We start from the raw sequence: 25,667 nt of genomic DNA on the forward strand, positions 1-25,667 counted from the left end.
AATACAAGTATCATGTTAAAGAAATTTATAGACCGTCCGGTACTCGCGACGGTAATCTCCATAATCATTGTAATACTGGGTGTACTGGGCCTTAGCCGACTGGCTATCACCCGATTCCCAGATATTGCTCCTCCTACCGTATCCGTTTGGGGTTCATTCCCTGGTGGTAATAGTGAAACGGTAATCCGTTCGGTCGTCACACCGCTTGAGGAACAGATCAATGGTGTAGAGGATATGGAATACATGCGGTCCACAGCCAGCAATGACGGTTCCTTTTCGATCACTATTGTATTCAAACAAGGGGTAAATCCTGACCAGGCGGCTGTCAACGTGCAGAACCGCGTACAACAGGCTACACCGATCCTACCTCAGGAAGTTGTCCGCATGGGACTCACCACATCCAAACAACAAAACAGTATGGTTTTGCTGTTCAACCTGTACACGGAAGATAACTCACGCTATGATGAGACTTTCTTACAGAACTATGCCAATATCAACCTACTGCCACAGATAAAGAGGGTAAAAGGCGTTGGAAAGGCAGAGGTATACGGTATGAAAGACTATTCGATGCGTATCTGGCTGGATCCACAAAAAATGGCGTCCCATGGGCTTCAGCCTTCGGATATATCGGCAGCAATTGCTGACCAAAGCTTGGAAGCTGCACCAGGAAAACTAGGCGTAGAATCAAATGCCGCGTTGGAATATGTCATTCGCTATAAAGGAAAGAAAAATCTTCCTGAGCAATATGAAGATATCATTGTCAAAAATGAGGAGTCGAATGTAGTACGTCTTCGCGATGTAGCCCGGATTGAATTTGGGTCGATATCCTATAGTGGAGACAACACTACCAATGGCAAAAATGCGGTATCCGTAGCTATCATGCAGGCTACAGGTTCTAATGCCAATGAGATTGAGATAGGTATCAACAAAGAAGTTGAAAAATTGTCTAAATCTTTTCCTCCTGGCGTTAAATACTCTAAGGTAATCAGTTCGAAAGAACGCCTTGATGAGGCTACCAGTCAGGTAAAAGCGACTTTAATAGAAGCCTTTATACTGGTATTTATCATTGTATTCTTGTTTTTACAAGACTTGCGGTCGACTATCATTCCTGCTATAGCTGTTCCGGTAGCGATTATAGGGACTTTCTTTTTCCTATTGGTATTTGGCTTTACAATCAATGTGCTGACCCTATTCGCTCTTGTACTTGCTATCGGAATTGTGGTCGATGACGCTATCGTCGTCGTAGAGGCTGTGCATGGCAAAATGGAAGGCACCAACCTCAGCCCTCGAGAGGCTACTTATGGCGCTATGGGTGAGATCACCGGAGCTGTAATCTCCATCACCTTAGTGATGTCTGCGGTATTTGTACCGATTGGTTTTATGTCTGGTTCGGCAGGTCTCTTCTATAAGCAATTTGCGTATACACTAGCTATCGCTATTATTATATCGGCAGTCAATGCCCTGACGCTTACTCCTGCCCTATGTGCATTGTTCTTGAAAAATGATCATGCAGAAGGACATGACAATAGGAAGAAAGGTTTTGTGAAACGGTTCACAACGGCATTCAACGCTGGATTTGAGAACCTAACCGGAAAGTATGTATCGGGTATCCAACTTTTATTCCGAAAGAAATGGCTTGCGGGTGGAATGATTATAGGGACGATCGGACTAGCGGGATTTCTCATGATGAGTACCCCAAAGAGTTTTGTACCTATGGAAGATGATGGTTTACTGATGTATGTCCTTAACATGCCTCCAGGAACGGGGTTAAGTAAAACAACCGAAGTGGCAGAGAAAATCAATGAAATGTTGAAAAGCAACGAAGCTATACAAGAAAACACATCCATCACCGGTTTCAATCTACTAAGTGGTAGTGCTGGATCAGGATATGGTATGGGATTCGTCAAACTCAAGCCTCAAAAGGAACGTGGCGCGGTTAAGGATGTCAATGTCATCACAGAAGCGATCTCTCAACAATTAACAGCGGTAAAGGAAGGTACTATTCTTACTTTTAGAATGCCTCCAGTAGAGGGATATGGTATTACAAATGACGCCGAGATTGCGCTACAAGACAGAGTGGGGCGTAGTCCACAGGTTCTAAAAGCTAAAGCTGATGAATTAATTGGGGAATTGATGGCTACACCTGGTGTTGCTTACGCCTATACCATGTTTCGTACAGACTATCCACAATTGGAACTGGAAGTCGATGAAGACAAGGCAAAACAAATGCAAGTAAGTGTTGCAGGGCTGTTAAATACGATCCAGACTTATTTTTCGGGTGATCAATCGGCAGATTTTTCCCGCTTTGGAAAATTCTACCGGGTGAGCATAAAGTCCGATGGCGTATTCCGTATGGATGAACAAGCTTTCAACAATGTATTTGTAAGAAGTCAAACGGGAGAAATGGTACCTGTCAATACATTGGTAACATTAAACAAGGTTTATGGTCCGGAAGCAGTCAATAGGTACAATCTCTACAATGCACTGACGATTAATGTATCTCCACAACCTGGGATCAGTAATGGAGAGCTTATGAGTCGTATAGAGCCGATACTTGACCGCTTACCTTCGGACTATAGCTATGAATGGACAGGGCTTAGTCTCGAAGAAAAGTCAGCAGGTAATCAAACGATTATCATACTTAGTTTATGTATATTCTTTGTTTATCTGATTCTTTCAGCACAGTATGAAAGTTACCTTCTTCCGCTTTCTGTCATTTTATCGATTCCTACTGGAGTGATCGGTGCTTTCCTTGGAATACGGGCTATCGGTCTAGACAATAACATCTTTGTTCAGGTAAGTTTGATTATGCTGGTCGGACTACTTGCCAAGAATGCGATTCTAATTGTCGAATATGCAGTACAACGTAGAAAAACAGGATTATCGATTATAGAATCGGCTATCGCCGGGGCACAGTCGCGTCTACGTCCTATTGTGATGACGTCTCTCGCCTTTATAGCAGGTATGATTCCATTGATGGCTTCATCCGGAGGAATGGCAGTTGGAAATATTTCGATCAGTATCAGCGCGGCTCTGGGCATGCTGAGCGGTGTGATACTTGGGGTATTTATTATCCCCGTTCTATATGCATTGTTCCAATTTTTACAAGAGAAGGCATCTGGAAAAAAAACACAGCATGAGATAAATACTAAATCATAATACAAAGGAACACCATGAAAATATTATATAGCGCAATCGCAACCATTCTGTTTGTGAGTTCCTGCTCGGTAACACAGCAATACAAACGCCCTGAGCTCGATTTGCCCGAGAACTACCGCACAGACTTAACACTGACGGCGGATAGCATACAACTACCCTGGAAATCATTTTTCCAGGACCCGTTGTTGATTACCTTAATCAATAAGGCGCTCGAGAACAATCATGACTTGCAGATGGCTCTAAAAAGCATAGATCAACTCGATTTACTGATGAAGCAGGCTAAACTGGCCTTGCTTCCTACTGCTGCTTTTAATGCTAATGGTAGTAGAGGTTGGTCATCGAACAATAGTCTAAATGGAGCTATGAGCAGTCAGTTTACAAACAGCAAATACATAGACGACTATAACGCTGGAATAACTGTTTCTTGGGAGGCAGATATCTGGGGCAAATCCCAACTGTATAAGGAACAGGCTAGAGCTTCTTATTTCGGACAAAAGGAAAATTATGCTGCATTACGTACCCGTATCATTGCTCAGGTAGCTCAGGCCTACTACCGCTTGATAGCGCTGGACGAACAATTGAAAATAGCACAGGAAAACGTAAAACTAAGTGAGGAGCTACTACGTATCACACATCTGCAATATCAGTCAGGTCAGGTCAACTCGCTCGCTATTGAACAATCGGAAGCACAGAAGAAAACCGCAGAACTGATTGTACCGCTTTCAATACAATCAATTAACGTTCAAGAAAATGCATTATTGATTCTATGTGGTATGTATCCCGACCGTGTACAACGAGGAGTGCAATTGGTTAACCTCCTCCCTCAGGGACTATTCAATACGGGTGTGCCGGCACATCTGTTGAGCCGACGTCCAGACCTAAAGGCTGCAGAATATGACGTCATAGCACTTAATGCCAAAACCGGACTTGCAAAAACGGCAATGTATCCTTCATTAAGTCTTTCGGCTCAAGCTGGATTAAACTCTTTCTTATTTAAAAACTGGTTCGATTTACCGGGGTCAATTACAAAAAATCTTGCGGCAAATCTAACGCAACCTATATTCCAAAAGAAAGAACTGCAAACAGCCTATCAAACAGCCGTATTGGAGCAGGAGAAAGCTGCTATACAATTTCAAAAGACGACCCTGCTAGCGGTAGCTGAGGTATCTGACGGCCTGGCCAACTATAAAGGAAGTTCAGATAGGTTAGCTTTGACATTGGAAAGAGGTTTAGCTTTGGATAAAGCTACAAATGATGCCCTGCTGTTGTATAAAAGCGGTATGGCAACCTATCTCGAAGTCATAAGTGCGCAGAATGCTAAACTGCAGAATGATCTGGAGCGCAATAATCTTGAACAGGAAAAACTAAATAGTATAATTGACCTGTACCGTTCGTTGGGAGGCGGTGCAGAATAAACAATAAAAAGCGGTCTTTAGGACCGCTTTTTATTGTTTATTCTTTTTCTTTGGCTCTGACCAGAGCTTTATTACCATCTTTATCCATTACATAATACCAGCCATCCTTTTTCACGATAATGGGCCATGTTTTGTCTTTACCGTGATAATTTCTACGGATGTCATCATAAATAGCAGGGACAACCCTATTTCCGTTTTTATCGGCCATACCTGACTTCCCGTCCTGCGTAAGCATAATATTCGGATAGCTGGCACTCAGCTCTACATAATCAAAAATAGGTTCCAGTAAGATATGACCGTCACGACGTGCCAAGCCATAGTGCGTTCCCTTCTGTATTTGCAAAATACCGTCTTCGCTCCCTGTGGCATACACATTATCATACTCAAAAGGCAATACCACGCGACCTGCTACATCAATCATCCCATATTTATATTTCCTTCTTTCACCTTCTCTCCCGACATCACGCTTAGCAGCCAATGCCACTCCTTCATAGAATGCATCGACCTGCTCTATGCCCTCGAATCGCTTTTCTTCCCCGCGGTCATTGATAAACAGATTTCCTTCTTCACCGTATATTTTCTTCAATCCGCTGTAAAATCCGCCATGATTTTTATCATTGTAGGTCGGAAAACGAAGTAAGTTATACCCTGCATCAGTCCTCCATGTTGGATTTTTATAGATCAGTCTACCTTGTAAATCGACCAGCTTATACTCCTTATTCTGCATCTCGAGCAGCCAATAGCGATTATCTAATAAATGACATTCCGCTATTTGCTGTAATAAGGTGTCCATCCGATTTTGCTTTATATTATAACTGTAAAAAGCATTATCATAGTTTTCCAAACGCTTACGCACCAGCATCCACTCTTCATTTAGTATATCGATATACTGCTCAGCCATTGGTATAATTAGCTTCTTCGTCTCCAGATCGAAGAGCCCTATTTGCTCGAGGTAACTTCCTTCCCGTTTCCCTTTAGAGAAAGCCAAATACCGTTTAAGCACCTGAGGTTGGTATTCTACGCCCCTATTTGAAAACTGATAGGAGTTTTCAACAACATAATCCAGAGGAAGAATTTCCTCACCAAGCTCATCAGCTACTCCTATTTTACCTTGATTTTCTACTCGATAGACCGTCTTTCCATTATAGTAATGTGCGTCTATACCGCTATACTTGCCCATAGGAAGAATGGATTCCCCTTCCCAGTTATAAATCCCCTTCTGTCCGTCATTCATTGCTGCTATTAAATAAGGCATTTTATGAACTTCACTTTCGTAGTCCATACGGGCTTTCCATTTGGGATCACGATCGTAAGCACTCTCTCGTCCGCCCAAAGAAATCGTTGGGACAGATTCATCGGTATATCTGCCATCAGCCTTTAAGAAGCTGACTTCATCGTATTTAAAATCAAGCACTATCTCTCCTTGTGCGCCAATCACACCATATTGCCCCTTCTTTTTTGCTCTCGCTAGATTACGATTAAATCCGCCAATATACTCCAACGAAGCTGGTACAATCACCTGCTTGGACACAGGGTCTATAATGCCTAAATAATCCTTTTCTTTAAACACCAATAGACTAGATCCTTGGATAGCCCGATAGAGCTCATGTCCGGAGATCAGCACATTCCCGGCAGTATCAAAGACATAGGAACAAGTTGAGATATTCGCTTCAAAGCGGACCTCCTCCCCATCGTAAAGTATACGCATATAATCATCGTACTTTATAGGAATAATGACATCACCTGTCGCTTTTGCCAATCCGGCCTGTTCGCCGTTCCTAATCTCTACGAAATCATCATTATAGAAATTTGTTACATACTCGAATTGTGGTTCTTGTAATAATTGTCCTGTTTGCGCGGAAACCCAGCCCCATACTCCTTTTCGAGATACTGCTATCACTGCCTTATTGATGACTTTAGCGTCTTCGTAATCAAAGGGAACAATAATATTTCCTTGTTCGTCTGCTACCCCAACGCTACCTTTACGCTTCAAAACCGCAAATTTATAGTCATAAGCTATCCCTTCCTCCCATTGTCCTTCATAACGTGTCTCGAGCTTGATATGATCGTATACACAGGGCAACAGTACTTTTCCATCCTCTCTCAACATACCATATTTACCGTCCTTAACAACAACAAACAAATCTGAAGCATGCTCTTCGACGTCATCGATCCAAAAATCACTGGATGGATGGTAATAATAAGTTTTACCTGATTTCTTAATTTTCATTAGGGGAGAAAGGTAGTCCCCGAACTCTATAGATTCTACAACTTGATATTCCTGAGTGTAACTCAAGCTAAACTGAAATAATAAAAAAAGGCAGATCAGGTACTTCATATACAACAAAATATACTCAAATATCGCTATTATTTGTCACTATAAAATCCCTGAATACAGTTAATCTATAGTTTATAACAGCCCTACCTGAGTATAGTTCTAGCCCTCCAACCTCCCATCAAAAGACCAGATAAGCATCAATGAAGTAAGAAAGCCATTACCCAACCTGTTACATATAATCCCAATCCATACATAAAATGTGCCTGCAAGCTCCGAACACGGGCTAAGCTTGGATTTGGTGTCTTTGAGGCAGCTACTCCAAAGCCAAACGCTGGTTGCATAATGAACCAAGGGGCGAATGTAGTACCTAAACCAATCAACATCGCTGGCCAAAATGTAGGCGCAGAGAGCCAATCGATTCCCCATATCACCAATAACAGGTAAGCAAACGCTATTCCTATCGAATAATGGGCCAACCAGCCGATCTGTCTTTCTTTCCAGAAAGGTATTGCTTTTAAAATAGATTCATGGTAGAATGTACCTCTTGTAATATGTCCAATCCACCGCCCCAACAATGCATAATCCAACGATGGGATCTGCCATACTTTTTTTAGAACTACAGCAAAGACATCCATCACGATGGTGGCGCCGATACCTAATACAAGTGCGTAAAATAGTGTTATCATATCTCCTTAATTATAATCTAATACAGCAAATGTAAGCGATATGAGACTTTGTACAGGAACACAAAACAGAGCAAAAACAGGACAAATCAAAGCATTAAATATTCTTGATTGATACACCTGTGATATGTACCGTTTTTGCTAGCAAATGTATAATTATACAAATCATACTCACTCTAACTTTGTAGTACTAAAGAATAACAAAATGCAAAAAGAAACCCACAACCTGAAACTGCTGCAATTTTACGCAGACTGGTGTCAGCCCTGCCAAATGATGATGCCTATCGTAGCATCAATAAAGGAAAAAGAATATGATTTCCTTGAGATATTACAATACAACGTGGACGAAGAGGCCTTCCTGTCTCAGAAATATAACATACGATCAATCCCTACAGTGGTCGTTTTAAAAAACAATGAAGAGGTTTGGCGATATACAGGTCCAATGCGTGCCAGTGAACTCGAAGAGATACTATTATCCTTGCGCTAGACATATTCCATTTTTACACATTTAATCAAAATACAACATGAGTTTCTTAGATCAAAAAAGCGACAAGCCTATATTTATGCAATTTACAGCAATATGGTGTGGTCCCTGCCGCATGCTAAACCCTATCGTTGATAAAATCAAGGTCCATAAGTCTGAAGATGTAAATTTTATGCGCATAGATGTCGATACTCAAAGTAATATCGCGGAGGAATTCAGTATACGTGGTGTACCGACTATGATTTTACTGGACAAAGAGGGAAAAATAAGCTGGAGACATACGGGCTTAGCTTCTGAAAAAGAAATCCTGAACCATATCGAAAATATTCTATAACTATGGGAAATACAACACAATGTGCTATCATCGGTTCAGGACCGGCAGGCTATACGGCTGCTATATACGCGTCCCGAGCAGCTCTATCGCCGGTACTATTTACAGGATTACAGGTGGGCGGACAACTGATGCAGACAACGGAGGTAGACAATTTCCCAGGATATCCAACTGGTGTATTTGGACCACAGCTCATGGAAGATCTCAGACAGCAGGCTCTTCGATTTGATACCGAAATCATACAAGACGATATCGTTGAAATTGATTTTTCGGACCGCCCTTTCCGATTAATAAGACATAGTGGAGAGATAACCCTGGCCGATTCTATTATCATTGCTACTGGAGCATCGGCCAAATGGCTGGGACTAGAGAATGAGTCTCGGTACTTTGGTATCGGTGTATCAGGATGTGCTACCTGCGATGGATTCTTCTACCGAGATAAATCTGTTGTGGTAGTAGGTGGTGGTGATACAGCATTGGAAGAGGCCTTTTTCCTCGCTAAATTCGCGAAGGAAATTCATCTTTTGGTACGTAAAGATACTTTCCGTGCATCGCAGATTTTGCAGAATAGGTTAAAACAATTTCCACATATCACCGTTCACTTCAATACCGAACTACAGGATATAATTGGGGATGGAAAGAAAATCAAGTCTGTTATCATCAAAAAATCGGACAATAACGCCACAGAGCAGATATTGAATGTAGAAGGCGTATTTGTTGCTATAGGACACACGCCTAATGCCGAACTTTTCAAAGGAAAACTCAACCTCGATGAAAGAGGCTATATAACAACCATCAAAGGCTCAACAAAAACTGGGTTCCCAGGTGTATTTGCCTGCGGCGATGTACAGGATAGTGAATATCGTCAAGCGATAACCGCAGCTGGTTCGGGTTGTATGGCTGCTTTGGATGTAGAACGCTATCTGGCCTCCAGAATAGAAAAAAACGGTATATTCTGTATTGAAGAGGAATCAACAATTTCAACAATAGTATCCCGAAATGGCATTAATTGCCTCGATAATATTACCCTTTAATCTATAAATTATGGATCGTATAAATCGACGGAGTTTCTTACATAAAACAGCATACACCTTATCAGGGTTAGCCCTGAGCAGCTCGCTATCAAGCTTTGACATGGCTCAGCATAAGATAGAACTTCCCCTATTTGACGTCATTATTGTTGGAGGGAGTTATTCCGGCTTAGCAGCGGCGCTAACCTTAGGACGCTCGCAACGTAAGGTTCTGATTATTGACAGCGGAAATCCCTGTAATAAAGTAGCACCTCATTCGCACAACTTTCTAACACAAGATGGAAGAAGTCCCAGCGATATCTCCCATACGGCCAAACAGGATGTTATGAAGTATCCCACAGTGTCTTGGCTAGATGACCGTGTGACAGTCAGTAAATTTCAAAATAACGTATTTACAATAGAGACTGCCAATAACAAAAAAATACTGGGAAAAAGAGTCTTATTTGCTACCGGTATCCGAGATATCATGCCCGAATTGCCAGGTTTCTCTGCCTGCTGGGGTAAATCAGTATTACACTGTCCCTATTGTCATGGATACGAGTTTAAGGGCAAGAAAATTGGAATTCTAGGTGATGCCAATACGGCATTCCATTATGCTCTACTGGTCAAAAACTATAGTACTGAAATTCAGATTTTCAGCCCGCGAAAAGATAAATTCGATACGGCTCAACAAGCAGCGTTAACACGAAACAATATTGAAATCATAACGAATCCCATAAGAAAAATACAACATGAAGACGGTTGGTTAAACATCATCGAGCTCGATAACGGTCAAAAAATAGCACGCGATGTGCTCTTTACCAGACCGCAATCCGAACAACACTGCAGTATCCCTAGCCAACTGGGATGTGAACTGACCGAACAGGGATTAATCAAGACAAACAGCAACCAACAGACCACTGTACGTGGTATATATGCTTGTGGAGATAATTCTGCGTTCCGCTCTATACCTATAGCTGTAGCTACGGGCTCTACAGCAGGAGCGGCTATAAATATGGATTTGGCAATAGAATCTTTTTAACACAAGAGCCTCTATTATAATAGAGGCTCTTGTGTTAATGTTTGTGTTTTTTTCGAAAGGCCAAAGGTGTCATTCCGGTATGTTTTTTAAAAAAGCGTCCAAAATAGGAATACTCGGTAAAATTCAATGCCAATGCGATCATTGAAACGGTATTACTGGTCTGCAAAAGACGTGACTTGGCCTCCTGTATCATTTGATTCTGTATAAAATGACTTGCTGGGAAGCCCGTAGCTTCTTTAACTACATCATTTAGATAATTAGGATGGACGTGTAACAGTTCGGCATAATCACTGACCAGTCTCTTTTCTATGAAATGTTCATTCACTAGAAGCTGAAACTGGGCTGCGAGTTGATCTTTGCGGGATAATGAAAATTTTTCTTTACTGTTTTTCCGGTTATAGATACGTTCGGCCTCCAACAGGATCACATTCAAAAACATACGGGTCAACAGATCATCATTAAAAGAAGTCTTTTGGCATTTTTCGCTATTCAACTTCCAAAAAAGATGTTCCATCATCCCAACTTCACGCTCAGAAAGCTCGATATAAGGTTCTTTGTCCAGTTGAAAAAATGGAAATTGATTTAGTTTAATCTGATGTTTGATACAGAGCAAAAAATAATCAGCATCAAACATACAGTATATACCTCGCACATCATCGCTCCATCGTTCGGTAGCATGCAATTGATTTTCGGCGATAAAAAACATAGATCCTGCTTGAAAAAGGTGCTTTTGATGGCCAATAGTCTCTTCTATCTCGCCCTCAATGAGTAGCACGATACTATAAAACTTGCGTCGGTTCTTCTTTCCCCCGATCTCCTTGTGTTGCTTCTTTAATTCTTCAAGCTTTGCTATTTCCAAAAATCCACTTCCATAATTATAGGAAATAGCATTACACTCCTCACAAAAGGTGGATGGAGATTCCTTTAGATAGAAATCTTTGAAGTCCTGCTCGTCACGTAGTTCTTTAATCTCATTTTCTTTCATACCTAACAACCCTTTTAGTTATTATCTAAGTGTACAAAAATAGGTTATTAAATATACGCAGTAACCAGCATATTATTGGGCATTATGTGCTATTTTTCAGATAAGTAGGAAAACTATCCTAAAAAATAACGATGCACATCACGCCAATCCTGTAGTCGTTCGAATCGGTCCTCATCAACATTATGAAAGGTATTAAACAACAAGGGAGTACCAGAGAATGTAATTAGATTTTTGACGTGATCATCCAAAAGATAATCTGTCTTGATGATATGTTTATCGCCACAGAAAACAATATTTTGCCAAGGGATAAACGGAAAATACTCGGCCAGCCAATCTCTTTTCTCACGAAGGCTCCACGGGAACTCCATCGCTGCAGAAACCACGAAGATATCATATTGCTGCTGTAAGTCTTTGACTACTTCCTGCGCATTGGGCGATACAGGTAGTGTTCTAAAAAAATCAGGCGACTCCAGGTATCTTCTTACAGCCCCCTTATCTGGCAAACACCCTCCTTCTGGCAGACCTAAGACCTCATCTTCTTTAATCTGTATCCCTGTCTCTTCGAAATAGTAATGGAGGTAGTGTACCAGATTATTGGCCAAAACTCCGTCCATATCTAATGCTATTGATTTTCTTCTTTGCATATTATTTAATTTTAATCAAATGTAGCAAACAATTGCAATAAAAAGCAATATTTTGCAAAATATCGCAAAATATAGAATTTAAGCTTTTTTATTATCTTTGCCTTTATGCTAAAAGAAGACCGCCACAACATCATTTTGGAAGAAACGAGCACCAATGGTTCGTCGTCCTTTCAGTTACTTTGCAAGAAGTTAGCTGTTTCGGAAGATACCATCCGCCGTGACATCCGTGAATTGGACAGTCGGGGTCTTCTAAAGGCTGTACGTGGAGGAGCCGTCAGTGTATCGCGAATCCCCCATCATTATCGTGAGCGAGAGCACACCGATATTGAACAGAAGAAAGTGATTGCAAAAAAAGCGTTGACTCTCATTAAAAATAAACAGGTTTTATTTTTCGATGGAGGAACGTCTGTCCTTGAACTGGCTAAAATCTTGCCGGCAGATCTGAATGTCACGATTATTACAAACAGCTTTCCTGTCGCAAACGCCTTGGAAGACCACCCGCTAGCAGAGGTTATCTTTCTGGGCGGACGATTGAATAAAATGTCCTTTGCCACGTTTGGCAATGAAACACTGAAAGGAATCTCCAAATTTAAGGTTGACATCTATTTTTTCGGTATATGTAGCATATCGACCAGCAGCTTATCCTGCAAGGATCTAGAAGATGCCGAGCTAAAGCTAGCCATGATGCAACATAGCGTCAAGACTGTAGGACTATGCACCTGGGATAAGGTAAATAGTGAATCGACTTACTTCATAAGAGAAACCAAAGAACTGGATATCTTGATCACTGAAAAAGACAAATCCGCATCACCTAGTAAACCCTTCACCAAATTGGGCATAGAAATATTATAGATGAATTAACACGGGCTTAATATACAATTCACAAAAAAATTGTTATTTTAACGTATAACAAATTGTATATCAACATCTGTGGTTATGAAAAAGGTTATTTATTTCTTTCAAAACATGTTTTCCCGTCTCTTTTTGGTACAGTTTAGCTCCTTCTATTCTCCTCTTAGAACCCATAAGAACTAATCGGAACAATAGAATAAATGCGAATTACTAAAGAGTCCTTTGGCAAAGATTTTAGCTGGGGAGTATCGACGGCCGCTTATCAAATAGAGGGTGCCCATCAGCATGATGGCAAAGGGCCTTCTATATGGGATATTTTTGTACAGCGGAGAAACAAAATTGCGAAAAACCAAAATGGAGATATCGCTTGTGACTTTTACAATCGCTATGAAGACGATTTGAAGTTGATGCAGGCGATGCATATTCCAAACTATCGTTTTTCGATCTCCTGGAGTCGCATACAACCTGATGGCATGAGTGAGATCAACCTTGCTGGAATAGATTTCTATAACCGTCTCATTGACTTATCCCTGTCGCTCGGTATTACTCCTTGGATTACCCTATATCATTGGGATTTACCACATGCACTTGAGAAAAAGGGAGGTTGGACTAATCGGGATGTCAAAGATTGGTTTGGGCAATATGTTGAGATCTGTATCCAATATTTTGGCGACCGCGTAAAGAACTGGATTATCATCAATGAGCCTACTGTATTCACTGCTGCAGGTTATTTTTTCGGTGTACATGCTCCTGGCAAAAAGGGACTAGACAACTTCTTGGCCGCTGCTCATCATGCAGCTCTTGCGCAGGCTCATGGGGGACGAATTATCAAGTCTCTACAGCGAGAAAGCAATGTGGGTACGACCTTTTCCTGTTCACACGTTGAGCCTTTTACCTCCAAAGAAAGAGACCACCTTGCCGCCCAAAAAGCAGATGTACTGTTGAACCGTCTATTTATCGAGCCTCTTTTGGGGATGGGGTACCCCACAAAAGAGATTAAGGTACTCCGTAAAATAGAGCGTTATATGAAGCAAAATGACGAAGTGGATTTAAAGTTTGACATGGATTTCATCGGCGTACAGAACTATACACGCGAAATCATACGCCATTCTTTCTTTGTGCCTTTTTTGCAGGCTAAGATTGTAAGTGCCAAAAAGCGCAAAGTGGAACAGACAGCTATGAATTGGGAAGTATACCCCGAATCGATGTTTCATATCCTCAAAAAATTTGACGCTTATCCAAATATACCTCCCCTTATTATCACTGAAAATGGCGCTGCCTTTGACGATTTGGTAACGGACGGCACCGTGGATGACCCTAAACGGGTAAAATACATACGCGAGGTCATCGAACAGGTATTCCGTGCCAAAAGTGAAGGGGTAAATGTAAAAGGTTATTTTGTCTGGACCTTTCTGGACAACTTTGAATGGGCTGAGGGCTACCATCCTCGATTTGGACTGGTTCACATCGACTTTAAAACACAACAACGGATTATAAAATCATCGGGACATTGGTATACTGATTTTCTACGCTAACAGGGCTACGAAATTACTACTCGTTTTTAGGTAGATTTACAAAAAGAGGAAACATGAAAATATACGTTGAAACGGAGCGCCTAATCTTGAGAGAAATATTACCTACAGATATAGAGGGATTTTTTGAGCTAGATTCGGACCCTGAGGTGCATCGCTATCTTGGCAATACTCCCGTAAAAAGTAAAGAACAGATCGTTGAAGTTATCAATCTTATCAGACAGCAGTATATTGATAATGGCATCGGTAGATGGGCCATTATTGACAAAGCTAATAACGACTTTATAGGTTGGGCAGGCCTGAAACTCGTTACCGAAGAAACCAACAATCATAATAACTATTACGACCTTGGTTATAGATTAGTTAAAAGGTATTGGGGCAAAGGAATCGCAACAGAAGCAGCTTCGGCATCTCTAAAATACGCTTTTGACAAGTTGGACGTGGAACAAGTCTATGCTATCGTAGACTGTGAGAATGATGGTTCTAATAAAATATTAAAGAAAGTTGGACTCCACTGTGTCGAAACTTTTGACCTCGACGGAATACCACATCATTGGTATGCTATAGACCGCACGACCTATAATACTAAAAAATTAAGCCACTAAAGGATTATTTAGTGGCTTAACGATTCATTGGAACGCCTTATTTTAGTAGCCCCATTTGACATTCAAGTTATGTTTTTCGGCGAATTGTTTACCTAAGGTATACACGCTATCAAATAATTCATTTACATTGGGAGCGTAGTCTTTCTCTATTTTCTGAAGTACAACCTGTTTCTCTTCTGCTGTAGCTTTAGTATCACAAAGCTTAGCATAAGCCATATATTCATTTTTGTATACAGGCAGCACTGCTTCAAATAATTTGATAGACTGCTCCCTTAGTACTTTGGCATCTTCGTCGGATACATTTAATGCTTTAATATCTTTGATGGCCTTTTCTACAGTTAGGATTTTCAGATTGACAATCTGTTCTGCTTCGTCCCCATTCTTCTTACTAGAAGGGATATCAGGGAATTCGCGAGTTTCTTGTTCAAGACGTTTCCCAAATGTCGCGGGGTCAAAATCGGCAATTAAATTGGTGTTAAGAACCACCTGTCCAAAAAATTTATCAGGACTTACAGACTGACAAGCGACAAACAATAAACTTACTAATGCGAAAATAATAAAACGGAACTGCTTCATAGATGTATTAATTTTTAAGCTACAAAACTAAGCAATTCTATCCCGGAGATACAATCAAATAGCAACAAATTAGAAATATTTTTGTTGCATCCGATTATAACATTAAAGTATACATCAACTCTTCATCCTGTGTTCCATCTGGCCAAACTACCAGTTCAGAATGTGTATATCGAAATCCAAAACGTTGATTTGCAGCTTTTGAAATCTCATTACCTGCACGATGGGACACAAGAATAGCTGTACATCCATTTTGTTTAGCCCAGGCAATTCGTTCTTCGTAAAACAACTTGGACAAGCCTTTTCCACGGTGTTCTTCCTTCATAAAAGACGAAAACAATAGCGCCTTTGAATAGTCTCCATTATAGAGCGCCACTCCAGTCAAGCCTACCAAAATACCCTGGCAATATAGTCCAAAAATTGCTCTATTCTTATTCTCTAATAGAGAATACCAATCGCTATCGCTGTAGGCTGCTTCTTTTTGATAATTACTTCCGAATTTGTCGGGATCAGTATAAAGTGCTTCTAAACGAATGGCTTTATAGTCTTCCCAATCGGATGGCAACATCCTTTTTAGCGAATACGATGTCTCTGTATTTTCCATTTTTTATAATGCTACATAAATCTATCAAGCTAACTGATAGATCGTGACAAAATAGTTTTTTTTTAGCTTTTAGAAAAAAAAAACAGATCCACCAGAAACAAAAATCTGCAAAACACGCCCTTGCTTTTTTTAAGATACTTACTCTCACTACAGGCTATATTTTAGTTTCAGATTTGTAATATGAGATTATTTTGCGACTTTTATTTTAACATTTTTAATGGTTTGATATTTGTTCTATACAATCAAATTCTAGATATGACGAAATTTTTGGCTCTTCCCTTCTACATTAAACTGGCTTGTACTCTAATCAGCATCATCGCTATCGTATACATCGCTCGTGTTGGCCAGGTAATCATTGTCCCTTTTATACTAGGAAGTCTTTTTGCGCTTTTGCTGACTCCGCTGGGTGGCTGGATGGAACGGAAATTAAAAATGCCAAGGATTCTTGCTTCACTTATTTCCTTGTTACTTTTCTTCACCCTGCTGATCGGAATCGTTGTCTTACTAGGTTCTCAATTGACGAATCTGAAGGAGGATTGGCCGGCCTTTGAACGACAAGTGGTACAAGGTATGGAGGTCTTCCAGAATTGGATATCCCAAAATTTGCATATTAACTACTCCGACCAGATGGAATATCTCTCCGACACATTGACAAAGTCGGTGAGCCGAGGAACCGCTATACTGGGGGTTGCGCTACTCTCTATGTCATCCACCTTTATATTACTCGTATTTACGTTTTTATATACGTTTTTCATTTTGGTTTACCGCCGGCATATCGTCCGCTTTCTACTCCTGCTCAACAAAGACCAACACCACAATATTGTGCTGGATATCGTATCCCAAGTACAGTATGTTGTAAAACGTTACCTTATAGGTTTATTCTTACAGATGATTATCGTAGCGACAATGACCTTCATCGCACTTACAGCTATTGGTGTAAAATATAGCCTCATGCTAGCCATATTCACCGGTTTCTTTAATGTACTCCCCTACGTTGGGATTTTCTTATCGATGTTGATTATTGCACTGATTACCTTTGCAACGTCTTCCTTTATGCATGTCATCCTAGTGTTAGTAGCATTGGTTGTGATCCATTTTATAGACAGCAATTTTGTTGTACCTAAAATCGTTGGTTCTAAGGTACAGGTAAACTCTATGGTCGCTATGATGGCTATCTTCTTTGGCGAATTACTTTGGGGAATCTCCGGTATGTTTTTGGCCATTCCTATCCTTGCAATCTGTAAGATTGTCTTTGACCGCATCTTTGAATTAAAACCTTGGGGCTTTCTCCTAGGCGAAGATGATGATAAGGATAGCTACATGAAGCTTAAAAAGGAAATTTGCGAAAGAAACTCAAGACTGTAATAGGAAATCAGCATAGAAATCCGGAATCTCACTTTGATATATAGCCTGTGCCACCTCGTTTACGGGGTAGTCGACCTTTATTATCTCAGCTTCTACACCTCTTGCCGAAATCGTTAAAATGGTGTATGATGCCTTTCTATCGACTTCTTTGCTCCGGCCCACAGAACCACAATTCACAAAAAGTATATCAGACTCCTTTTGGATATAGGAGTAGTGGGTATGCCCCATAACTAGGACATCAATATCTTTACCTATTAAATCTGACGATATCCTTTTTTTATCGTCTTTTTCAAAAACGTATTGCTCGTTGCTATCAGGTGTCGCATGCACCAGCAAAACGCGTTGCGATACGCCATCTACCCTAAACGTAAGTGTAAGATTGAAAGGCAAATCAGCCAGCCACTGTTTATTATCCAAGTGGATAGTCCGTTTTGAAAAGGCGATGGCTTTGTGTCGATTTGCAGTTTCGATTGCATCATGGTGCTCCAAAGGAACAACTGCTGTATCATAAGCGATGCGTTCATCATGATTACCCAATAAGCAGGGAATACCTCGTTTTTTGACCAGCGAGATCACCTCATTACCCCATGGTGCGAAGTCAACTAAATCCCCTAAACAGTAAATCTGGCTTATTCCTCTTTGATCAATATCTGCTAAAACATGTTTCAATGCTATAAGATTGGCGTGGATATCACTGATTATGGCGATCTGTACTGATTTCATCCGATTCTATTTGTTGCGGACAAAGATACCGAATCCTGCTCCCCTATTGAAAGTACTTTTGGACAAATATGTGGTATAATTGAACAGCTCGGGCATAGGGCCCGAACTGTATTTGGCTTGGCGCCCCTTCTTTTATCCCAAAAAGGCGAACTTGTTTTCGAAAGCCGCACCTATAACGGGGATAGGCTTCTTCTGTTCGTTTACAGCATTGATTATGCCGAAGACCCAAAGAATAAAAAGGAGAATTCCCACATAGTTCAAGAAGGCAAGTGTAGGGATAATAGTCACGATGATGGACAGTCCCACATTGACCACTAAAGACAAGATAAAGAAACCTAGTCCTTGTCGAAGATGATAACTAACCAGGTCACTTTTAGGCTGTATATCCTTGCTTTTGACATAGGCGATAATCCAACCGATAATAGTTACATAACTTAAGATAGAAAGCGTTTTGTTGCTCATGATTAAATTAATTTTTAACCAAATCTAAACCATCCCCCTCTTCTTGGCAACGGTCGATGTGTATACGGTGGCTTTGGCTTTGCAGTTGTCACTTTCGACTTTGTAGAGACAGTCACAGTCAAAAAACACTACGATGGTTTCATCTGTTTAAAAAAGGCTTCTTTATTAGCTCGTGATATCGGAATGGAGGTCTTATCTTGCATCTGCACAATTCCTTCTCTGGAATAGCTAAGAACATACTGCAGGTTGATTAAATGTGACTGATGTATACGCATAAAATGAGGTAAAACCAGAATTTCCTCGTAGTGTTTCAGGGGTTTGGAAACAATGATCTTCTTTCCGTCTACCAACATAAACGTCGTGTAGGAACCCGACGTCTCACATCGTACAATTTGGTCTACTTTGACCACATGCATGGCTTCTTGGGTTGGCAAAATTATTCGATCCGGCATCTTATTATAGCCTGCAGACAGTTCCTGTATCTGCGTCTGTAATGAAGCCGCAGGTTGGGACTCTGGGAGTCGACCAATGGCTTCCTGAAGCTCTTCGGTATCAATAGGCTTTAATAAATAATCTAACGCATTAAACTTAAACGCCCTTATGGCGTGCTCCTCATAAGCTGTGGTAAAAATCAGTTGAAACTCTTTATAAGAAATCTGCTGGAGCACATCGAAGCCCGTGCCACGCTGTAACATGATATCCATAAACACCAAATCGGGCTTGAGTCGATCTATTATTCTTACGGCCTCTTCTGTATTTTCAGCATAACCTATAACCTGAATCTTCTCGGGAGCCACCATTTCCAATAATATAGACAAGGCTTCACGCAAATGGTATTCGTCTTCTATGATAATAGTTCTGTACATTATAATTAGATTATAGGAATTGCTAAATACACGACACAACCGAGTCCTTCTTCCCGATCACGAACTTCCAGGCGAACGAACGGATTGTTGGGATACATCAAAGCAAGCCGCTCATTTGTTATTCCTGTGGATAGAGAGTTGTGTGATGCTTTGACCTTATTGTCTTTTGACTCTTCAAGGCCTATACCATTATCGGTGATTGTGCATTCTAAGATATCATGCGCTGTGTCCAGATGGAATTGTATTTCCAATAGTCCCCGGCGTATATCTGCCAATGGTTTTAAACCATGTTCAATCGCGTTTTCGACAAAGGGCTGTAACAACAACGGCGGTATACTGATGTCTGTTGAAATTGTTTCGTCTACATGGATATTATAGTCAAAACTAGCATTAAGACGTAATTGTTGCAGGTCTATATAGTTTTTTAAGGTCCGTATTTCTTCCTCGAGCAAGATATGTTCCATACGCGACTGCTCCAGCACCTGTCTGGTCAACTTAGCGAATTTGCCTAGATAAGACACTGCGGTAACGCGGTCATTTTGGAGAATCATACTTTGGATATTGCCTAATAGGTTGAAGATAAAATGAGGGTCCATCTGCGACTGAAGCAACCTCCGTTCGAGAGACAGTTTTTCCGCCAATGCCTCCAACGATTCCTTTTCCATCAATTGAACTTTCAATTCGCTATTGGTCTGTTGCTGTTGCAATATATCTTCCCGGTTCTGATAATACCGCTGTCTATAATAATAAGAGCGATACATGAATACTAAGCCGATCAACAGAACAGATGAGATACCATAGCCTAGAAATTTATTTTTTTTTTCTAAGCTGTTTTCTTTTTCTAACTGCTCAATCAGCGCTTGCTTTTTTTCGGACTCGAATCTCGCATCGGCATGCTGCATTATCTTTTGCGTCGCTTCGTCATATTTTAGCTTATTATACTTATTGAAATAGGTATCATACTCGTGATAGGAAACATAGTCTTTTTCGGCTGCGGCGAGCTCCTTTAGACAGCCGAAGAATGTAGCCAATAAATCATTATCCTTATAAGGCATCGTCTGTTGATATGCAATCCCTTCTTTAAAGAGACTTTCGGCAGTCCTATAATCCCCTTTTTGAAAAAAGAATTGCCCCCTCAGTCCCAAGGAACTGCGATAGATATTGCGTAAGTTATAGTGCATCCCTATCTGCGTGGCTTTTTCAAGGTTGGCAAGGAACGCAGATTCATCTATAGGCTTAGGACCATTCATATAAAGTACGGCAAGATTGATATGAGCGATTCCGATATTACTCTTGCTGACTATGGCCCTTTCTACCTGTTCGGCCTGCCAGATTGTTTCTTTAAAAAAGGAAACGGCTTTCTGCCATTGTGCCGGATCTCCTGTAGCTGCGCTGTCCAGCAGATAACTACCCACCGCAAGCCGGGCATGTAGGATGCTCTCTGAATCTGCAGATTTTTCCGCAAAACGAAGTGCTTCATCCGCATATTTACGAACATTGGCATTAGAACTGGGGCTAAATAAATACGATACATCTGCCCCTATTTTGGCACAGTAGGCATATTCATCCAATGTTGTAAATAAGTTATACGCCTTCAACATATACGCTATAGCTCCCGCCTTGTCATCGATGTAAGAACGCTGCAAGCCCATCGCCCAATTGGCGTATGCGGTAGCACGGCGGTTATTGATCTTACCCGCTATTTCAAAAGACAGCTCGGCATAATCTGTAAACTCCTTTAGATGAAGCAATCGCCTATTCGTCATGGCCAAATAGGCATAACATATAGCTTCATCTGCGGGACTGTTTTTCTGTTGTGCCAACAAAAGTGCCTGATTTTGCGTGCGAACACTTGCAGTGGTATCTGCAAAGCGTAATGCATAACCATCAATAGCCATCTGTTCGATATCACTCTGCTTTTGCGCTGACACCCCATTAGCATAAAGGAGACCGCACAATAGGGGAACAAGGCATCGCATTACCCAACGTTGGGAGAAAAATATTTCAAAAAAACTGAAAATCCCTTTCATAAAGTTTGTTAAAAGCCTGCTAATTTAGTTAATAAACTGATAAATCAGGAGAGGGCACCAATCTGTAACACTTCTTTAGACCGTCTAAATGGCTTTATTGCCTCTTCAAGGCGACAGCATCTTAAACTTACAAAAAGCCAATCCGACCGAATACAAAACCAAATAGTCCATTTACAAATTGAAGTAAGACTCTTTCCTATTGAATTTTTATTCTTGTCTTATTAAAACGTCGTAACTATGAAAATATCAACCGTACTCCATGCATTTCTTTTTATCTCTTTGAGCAGTCTATTCGCTATATCAACTTCGCGTGCCCAACAATGGGATGGAAATAGAATGAAGATAGAACTATCCATCAACAATGGCGCTAACACCACCGTCTCCAGCCTCACCTCGCTTTCTATTTCTTACAATAACCCATCCGCTACTACAACTAAAGATTCTGTAGACAACTTGGTCATTGAGGATTATAACCCATGTTATATTGTTATCACCTTTGATCAATTAGACCTCCCTTTATTACGCCTCTTTAAACAGAAAAACACAACACTAAACGGCCAAATCACGGTAACAGATTCGTATGGTAAGCGGCCTACACGAAAAATCGAACTCAAGTCTGTGGTGATGGATGGAATGAACGATAATTTCATAAATGACAGTGAAACCTCCTTTATGAATTTGAGCTGCAAAGAATTAATTGTTGATGGTATAATCTTAAAGAATTAATTTCAAGGGATTTTTTTAGCATATTTCAACCTATAGCATGAATACCCTAAAACAAAGTGAACTTATCGCCCTTTTGGGACTTCCTAGTACAGCCCCTCAAATGGTTAGCTTCTTTGAGCAATATGATCTGGGGAAACTTCCAAAGACTATTACCCCAAATCAAGGAACTAAAAGTATCGTATCTAAATCGCTAAACATTTCATTTTGGTTCAAGTACGATATAAAAAATGATAAATACCAACCTCCTGTAAGTCCTAAAAACGACAACTATAAATTTGTTGCCTATTTGTCCAGTATCCTATTTACCCATACGGACCACTCGGACAAACGTCCTGATCCTAAGCCTATCGGTTTTTGGGATGTACTTCTGCCACCTAATGCGCTACAAAATGACGTACAAACACTCATGGGAAATCCTGTAGATAGAACTGCGGTAGAGAGCACTTATGAAATGGCCTTAAATACAGATCAGGTGCTGACCGTAAAGTATAGTGATGGCGGAAAAGGAAAACTTCTCTATAGCAGCTGGGCGGCTATAAAACAACAATCTGAAATTATTGGACGGGATTTTTTCAATCGTGATCACGATTTTGAAAGCTTTCCCTTTTTACGAAGAGCACATACGGTAATCATCAAATGGTTATTTGACAACAGGCTACTCCATATTGATAAACAGGCCTATGAAATTCCACTCAAACCGGAGGAAGGGGCCATCTTAGATTTTGTGGACGCCTATTTAAATAATCATATCTGGAAGAATCAATTGGTGGATGCCCCCCTTTTATCTTCTTTTTTATATACGATTACGACCAATAGACTACTCACAGCACCCGATGGGACACCAACCTCTTTCTATATTCGTAGCCTCCTACTGGAGACCTTAGACCAAACTGTTGCTTTTGAACGCCTGTATGAAAACCATTTTGACGCTGTTGATCAGTTCTTAAATCATATTACATTTGATGCCCTACTATATCAGGGAGCAGTCTCTTTACTGGACGAAAAGTTTAAATTATTCAAAACCTGGAGATCAACGCTATAAATAAGTGTATCATGTCAAATACTATTTTACCCCCAATCACACAGAATGAAATCGACCAAGCAAAAGGAGATACGTGGGACTATTTATTCCTGTTTTTAGACAAGTATGATGAGATCATCTCGTCGTCGCCAAAAGATGAAGACGAAGTTCTCGATGAGTTTACGGATGAACAGCATATCCTAATGGAATTTAATGTGCTGTATGGACAGGTGACCAATGGAGGCTTTATCCAATTGATCCAAAATGGATATGGGCCATACCTATTTGACAATCCTTTTGCAGAAGACATAAGGGCCTGGGGTGCATCTACTATAGCTGAAATCGTTGATCAGGCAAAGGTGATATATGATACCCACAGAGATGATCTCGAAAAAGAAAGATCACTTGAAGAGTTCTCTAAAATGTATAAGGCCTATCCGGACTTTGAACCTCTTGAAGATAAATTTTATCAGATAATGGATGAAGAGCTGGAAATCATCAAGAATTTTGTCGCCAACAACATACACCTTTTTGCGATCTTATCATGAGACGACATATACAACAACAGGCTGAAAATGCATTCCTTGCAGGAGATTATGCAACCGCAGCAAAAATATGGGTACAGGCCAATGGTTTGCCCGGAGATATCAATGTCCTGAAAAACATATATAGCCAGGTCAATATCCGGATTGAAGACGCCCCTCACCCCGATCTATTCGCTATATTGGGAATTATAGCGCTCGACTATAATGAAATATTTGATACCAACAGGGAAAGCGCACTGAAGAGCTGTGTAAAATGGAGCGAACGCGGATTAGAAATAGACCCGAATAGCTATTACTGCAACCGGCACGCTGGTTCGGCCCTATACTGGCTTAATGATTGGAATGCTGCCGCAGCATATTATAAAAAAGCAGTTGAGCTAAGCCCTTCCCCTGTTTTACAGATTCGCCTGTTCCATATTCAAAATCGAAATTACAGTACTCCTGATTTCTCTACATTGCTTATAGACCTGGAAACAGAAATGGCAATGGAAGCTTACAATGCAGGTGTGGAAATAAATTATCTATTGGATCAATACCCAGCCATGCCAGCTCATGAAGCCGAAAGACTTTCCGCATTAAAACAGCAGTGCTATGAACATGCCTATCGTCTGTTCCGTGGTGCAGTAGTTCAGAATAATGGCGACATCATTAACTTCGATCCCCATACCTTCGCCATGTGCTGTCACAATCTTGCACGGGAGCTAAGATTACATGGAGAACAAGCAAGAGCCATTGCTATCTGTACGGAAGGAATCGAACAGTCTTCCTTTATGATTATCCTACAGAACAGGATGGGAGCCTATCTTGATGCTGAAGACCTAAAAAACGCGCTTCAGGACGGTGAGCAATTGATTGAAAGATTTGGAGAAGAGATGGATACCATATCCTACTTAGCTACAATTGATATGATCTGTTATTGCCATATGGAGCTGAAAAGCTATACCGATGCACTACAGTGGATAAATCTAGGGTTAGAAACCTACTATGAACTAGAGGCCACGGATCCTATAACTCACCACGGTGAGGTAGTACGTTGCTTCACTAATTTTTTCATACATAAGTCTAATGCGGAAAGCGCTTTGGGGATACAAACCGAAGTAACCGTGGCTTCGGAGGAAACCGACCGGCTACTGGAACAGATGCCTGATAATCCAAGTTTACTAATCAGTCGTGCCAATACATTTATCGACGAAGGGAATTACGCTAAGGCTTTGGAATGTTACCAATACGCGTTGCATTTTGCGGCAGAGAAAGGGCAGGAACGCTCTGTTCAAGTAGCGCTCTATGATATGGGCTACCTATACATCGCTTATCTGAAGGATAACGAGGAGGCTTGTGTTAACTTTGAACAAAGCATAGCCTCAGGTAATACCGACTTTTGGTGCTACTACTGGGCAACACACTGTACCTATCATCTCAGCGACAATGAGAAAACGCTGTATTACGGTGATGGGGCATTAAAAGCACTACCGCAACAGGAGAATGTGACGGATGATATTATTGCCGAGATATATGAACATATGGGAACTTCTTTCCTGGACTTACAACGTTATGATGATGCGATAACGCATCTGCAGCAATCTTTAAGCTATCAAGATATGCCAACTACGCGTGCTAATCTGAAAGTCGCTGAGGCTACAAAACAAAGCTCAAGAGGTTTTTTTCATAAATTATTCAACAAATAAAAAGTCATTCATAAGTTTTTGTACTTTGGTATGATTTTAGCGCGAAA

Annotated in this window: 24 protein-coding genes; 14 read left to right on the forward strand and 10 right to left on the reverse strand. The window is 40.8% G+C overall.

Going from position 1 to position 25,667, the window contains the following annotated elements; genetic code table 11:
* The first annotated feature begins 12 nt into the window (after positions 1-12).
* Positions 13-3,159, forward strand: a complete 3,147-nt coding sequence (locus tag JKG64_RS08375; RefSeq protein ID WP_210353841.1) for an efflux RND transporter permease subunit — start codon at positions 13-15, stop codon at positions 3,157-3,159.
* 14 nt (positions 3,160-3,173) lie between these two features.
* The gene (locus JKG64_RS08380; protein ID WP_210353842.1) at positions 3,174-4,574 is read left to right on the forward strand and encodes an efflux transporter outer membrane subunit; all 1,401 of its coding nucleotides are present in this window, start codon (positions 3,174-3,176) and stop codon (positions 4,572-4,574) included.
* A 37-nt stretch (positions 4,575-4,611) separates the two neighbouring features.
* On the opposite strand, the gene JKG64_RS08385 is transcribed toward JKG64_RS08380, so the two are convergent.
* Positions 4,612-6,804 (reverse strand): WG repeat-containing protein, encoded by a 2,193-nt coding sequence (locus JKG64_RS08385; RefSeq protein WP_210353843.1) that lies wholly within the window; start codon positions 6,802-6,804, stop codon positions 4,612-4,614.
* A gap of 245 nt (positions 6,805-7,049) precedes the next feature.
* Entirely contained in the window at positions 7,050-7,538 is a 489-nt protein-coding gene (locus JKG64_RS08390; protein ID WP_210353844.1) for a DUF2938 domain-containing protein, read from the reverse strand.
* A gap of 202 nt (positions 7,539-7,740) precedes the next feature.
* Here JKG64_RS08390 and JKG64_RS08395 point away from each other — a divergent pair, with 202 nt between their 5' ends.
* From JKG64_RS08395 to JKG64_RS08410, 4 genes are read left to right on the forward strand one after another with little or no spacing between them, the layout of a single operon-like run.
* Entirely contained in the window at positions 7,741-8,022 is a 282-nt protein-coding gene (locus tag JKG64_RS08395) for a thioredoxin family protein (protein WP_210353845.1), read from the forward strand.
* 37 nt (positions 8,023-8,059) lie between these two features.
* Positions 8,060-8,353 carry a thioredoxin family protein gene (locus JKG64_RS08400; protein ID WP_210353846.1) on the forward strand — a complete coding sequence of 98 codons (294 nt, stop codon included), beginning with the start codon at positions 8,060-8,062 and terminating at the stop codon, positions 8,351-8,353.
* Positions 8,354-8,355: 2 nt separating this feature from the next.
* Positions 8,356-9,384: a thioredoxin-disulfide reductase gene (gene trxB / locus JKG64_RS08405; protein ID WP_210353847.1), complete on the forward strand. Its 1,029-nt coding sequence runs from the start codon at positions 8,356-8,358 to the stop codon at positions 9,382-9,384.
* Positions 9,385-9,394: 10 nt separating this feature from the next.
* Positions 9,395-10,402 (forward strand): NAD(P)/FAD-dependent oxidoreductase, encoded by a 1,008-nt coding sequence (locus tag JKG64_RS08410; RefSeq protein ID WP_210353848.1) that lies wholly within the window; start codon positions 9,395-9,397, stop codon positions 10,400-10,402.
* A gap of 34 nt (positions 10,403-10,436) precedes the next feature.
* On the opposite strand, the gene JKG64_RS08415 is transcribed toward JKG64_RS08410, so the two are convergent.
* Together JKG64_RS08415 and JKG64_RS08420 are read right to left on the reverse strand one after the other, a co-directional pair.
* Entirely contained in the window at positions 10,437-11,387 is a 951-nt protein-coding gene (locus JKG64_RS08415) for a helix-turn-helix domain-containing protein (RefSeq protein WP_210353849.1), read from the reverse strand.
* Between the two features lie 113 nt (positions 11,388-11,500).
* Positions 11,501-12,031 (reverse strand): 5' nucleotidase, NT5C type, encoded by a 531-nt coding sequence (locus JKG64_RS08420; protein ID WP_210353850.1) that lies wholly within the window; start codon positions 12,029-12,031, stop codon positions 11,501-11,503.
* Positions 12,032-12,136: 105 nt separating this feature from the next.
* On the opposite strand from JKG64_RS08420, the gene JKG64_RS08425 reads away from it, so the two are divergent.
* The 3 genes from JKG64_RS08425 (at position 12,137) to JKG64_RS08435 (ending at position 15,020) form a co-directional block, all read left to right on the forward strand.
* On the forward strand, positions 12,137-12,883 hold the full coding sequence (locus JKG64_RS08425) for a DeoR/GlpR family DNA-binding transcription regulator (protein WP_210353851.1): 747 nt from the start codon (positions 12,137-12,139) through the stop codon (positions 12,881-12,883).
* 200 nt (positions 12,884-13,083) lie between these two features.
* Positions 13,084-14,418 carry a GH1 family beta-glucosidase gene (locus JKG64_RS08430; RefSeq protein ID WP_210353852.1) on the forward strand — a complete coding sequence of 445 codons (1,335 nt, stop codon included), beginning with the start codon at positions 13,084-13,086 and terminating at the stop codon, positions 14,416-14,418.
* Positions 14,419-14,471: 53 nt separating this feature from the next.
* Positions 14,472-15,020 (forward strand): GNAT family N-acetyltransferase, encoded by a 549-nt coding sequence (locus JKG64_RS08435; protein WP_210353853.1) that lies wholly within the window; start codon positions 14,472-14,474, stop codon positions 15,018-15,020.
* Between the two features lie 42 nt (positions 15,021-15,062).
* On the opposite strand, the gene JKG64_RS08440 is transcribed toward JKG64_RS08435, so the two are convergent.
* Positions 15,063-15,596 carry a hypothetical protein gene (locus JKG64_RS08440; RefSeq protein ID WP_210353854.1) on the reverse strand — a complete coding sequence of 178 codons (534 nt, stop codon included), beginning with the start codon at positions 15,594-15,596 and terminating at the stop codon, positions 15,063-15,065.
* A gap of 94 nt (positions 15,597-15,690) precedes the next feature.
* Positions 15,691-16,197 carry a GNAT family N-acetyltransferase gene (locus tag JKG64_RS08445; protein WP_210353855.1) on the reverse strand — a complete coding sequence of 169 codons (507 nt, stop codon included), beginning with the start codon at positions 16,195-16,197 and terminating at the stop codon, positions 15,691-15,693.
* Positions 16,198-16,452: 255 nt separating this feature from the next.
* On the opposite strand from JKG64_RS08445, the gene JKG64_RS08450 reads away from it, so the two are divergent.
* On the forward strand, positions 16,453-17,562 hold the full coding sequence (locus tag JKG64_RS08450) for an AI-2E family transporter (protein ID WP_210353856.1): 1,110 nt from the start codon (positions 16,453-16,455) through the stop codon (positions 17,560-17,562).
* Here JKG64_RS08450 and JKG64_RS08455 read toward each other — a convergent pair.
* The 4 genes from JKG64_RS08455 to JKG64_RS08470 form a co-directional block, all read right to left on the reverse strand.
* Positions 17,551-18,285 (reverse strand): metallophosphoesterase family protein, encoded by a 735-nt coding sequence (locus JKG64_RS08455; RefSeq protein ID WP_210353857.1) that lies wholly within the window; start codon positions 18,283-18,285, stop codon positions 17,551-17,553. The genes JKG64_RS08450 and JKG64_RS08455 overlap by 12 nt on opposite strands.
* Positions 18,286-18,417: 132 nt before the next feature.
* The gene (locus tag JKG64_RS08460) at positions 18,418-18,747 is read right to left on the reverse strand and encodes a DUF4870 domain-containing protein (RefSeq protein ID WP_210353858.1); all 330 of its coding nucleotides are present in this window, start codon (positions 18,745-18,747) and stop codon (positions 18,418-18,420) included.
* A 128-nt stretch (positions 18,748-18,875) separates the two neighbouring features.
* Positions 18,876-19,613 carry a LytR/AlgR family response regulator transcription factor gene (locus JKG64_RS08465; protein ID WP_246512506.1) on the reverse strand — a complete coding sequence of 246 codons (738 nt, stop codon included), beginning with the start codon at positions 19,611-19,613 and terminating at the stop codon, positions 18,876-18,878.
* Positions 19,614-19,618: 5 nt separating this feature from the next.
* Positions 19,619-21,643, reverse strand: a complete 2,025-nt coding sequence (locus JKG64_RS08470) for a histidine kinase (protein WP_210353859.1) — start codon at positions 21,641-21,643, stop codon at positions 19,619-19,621.
* A 237-nt stretch (positions 21,644-21,880) separates the two neighbouring features.
* On the opposite strand from JKG64_RS08470, the gene JKG64_RS08475 reads away from it, so the two are divergent.
* The 4 genes from JKG64_RS08475 to JKG64_RS08490 are packed head-to-tail and all read left to right on the forward strand — an operon-like array spanning position 21,881 to position 25,620.
* Complete coding sequence (locus JKG64_RS08475; protein ID WP_210353860.1) at positions 21,881-22,369, forward strand: hypothetical protein; 489 nt, start codon at positions 21,881-21,883, stop codon at positions 22,367-22,369.
* A 37-nt stretch (positions 22,370-22,406) separates the two neighbouring features.
* A complete protein-coding gene (locus tag JKG64_RS08480) occupies positions 22,407-23,411 on the forward strand; it encodes a hypothetical protein (RefSeq protein ID WP_210353861.1) in 1,005 nt (334 codons plus the stop codon).
* Between the two features lie 11 nt (positions 23,412-23,422).
* Positions 23,423-23,938, forward strand: a complete 516-nt coding sequence (locus JKG64_RS08485) for a DMP19 family protein (protein ID WP_210353862.1) — start codon at positions 23,423-23,425, stop codon at positions 23,936-23,938.
* Complete coding sequence (locus tag JKG64_RS08490) at positions 23,935-25,620, forward strand: tetratricopeptide repeat protein (RefSeq protein ID WP_210353863.1); 1,686 nt, start codon at positions 23,935-23,937, stop codon at positions 25,618-25,620. The genes JKG64_RS08485 and JKG64_RS08490 overlap by 4 nt, the downstream gene beginning before the upstream one ends.
* Positions 25,621-25,667: the final 47 nt, after the last annotated feature.

Source organism: Sphingobacterium tabacisoli (genome assembly GCF_017908035.1).
GTDB classification, from domain to species: Bacteria; Bacteroidota; Bacteroidia; order Sphingobacteriales; family Sphingobacteriaceae; genus Sphingobacterium; species Sphingobacterium tabacisoli.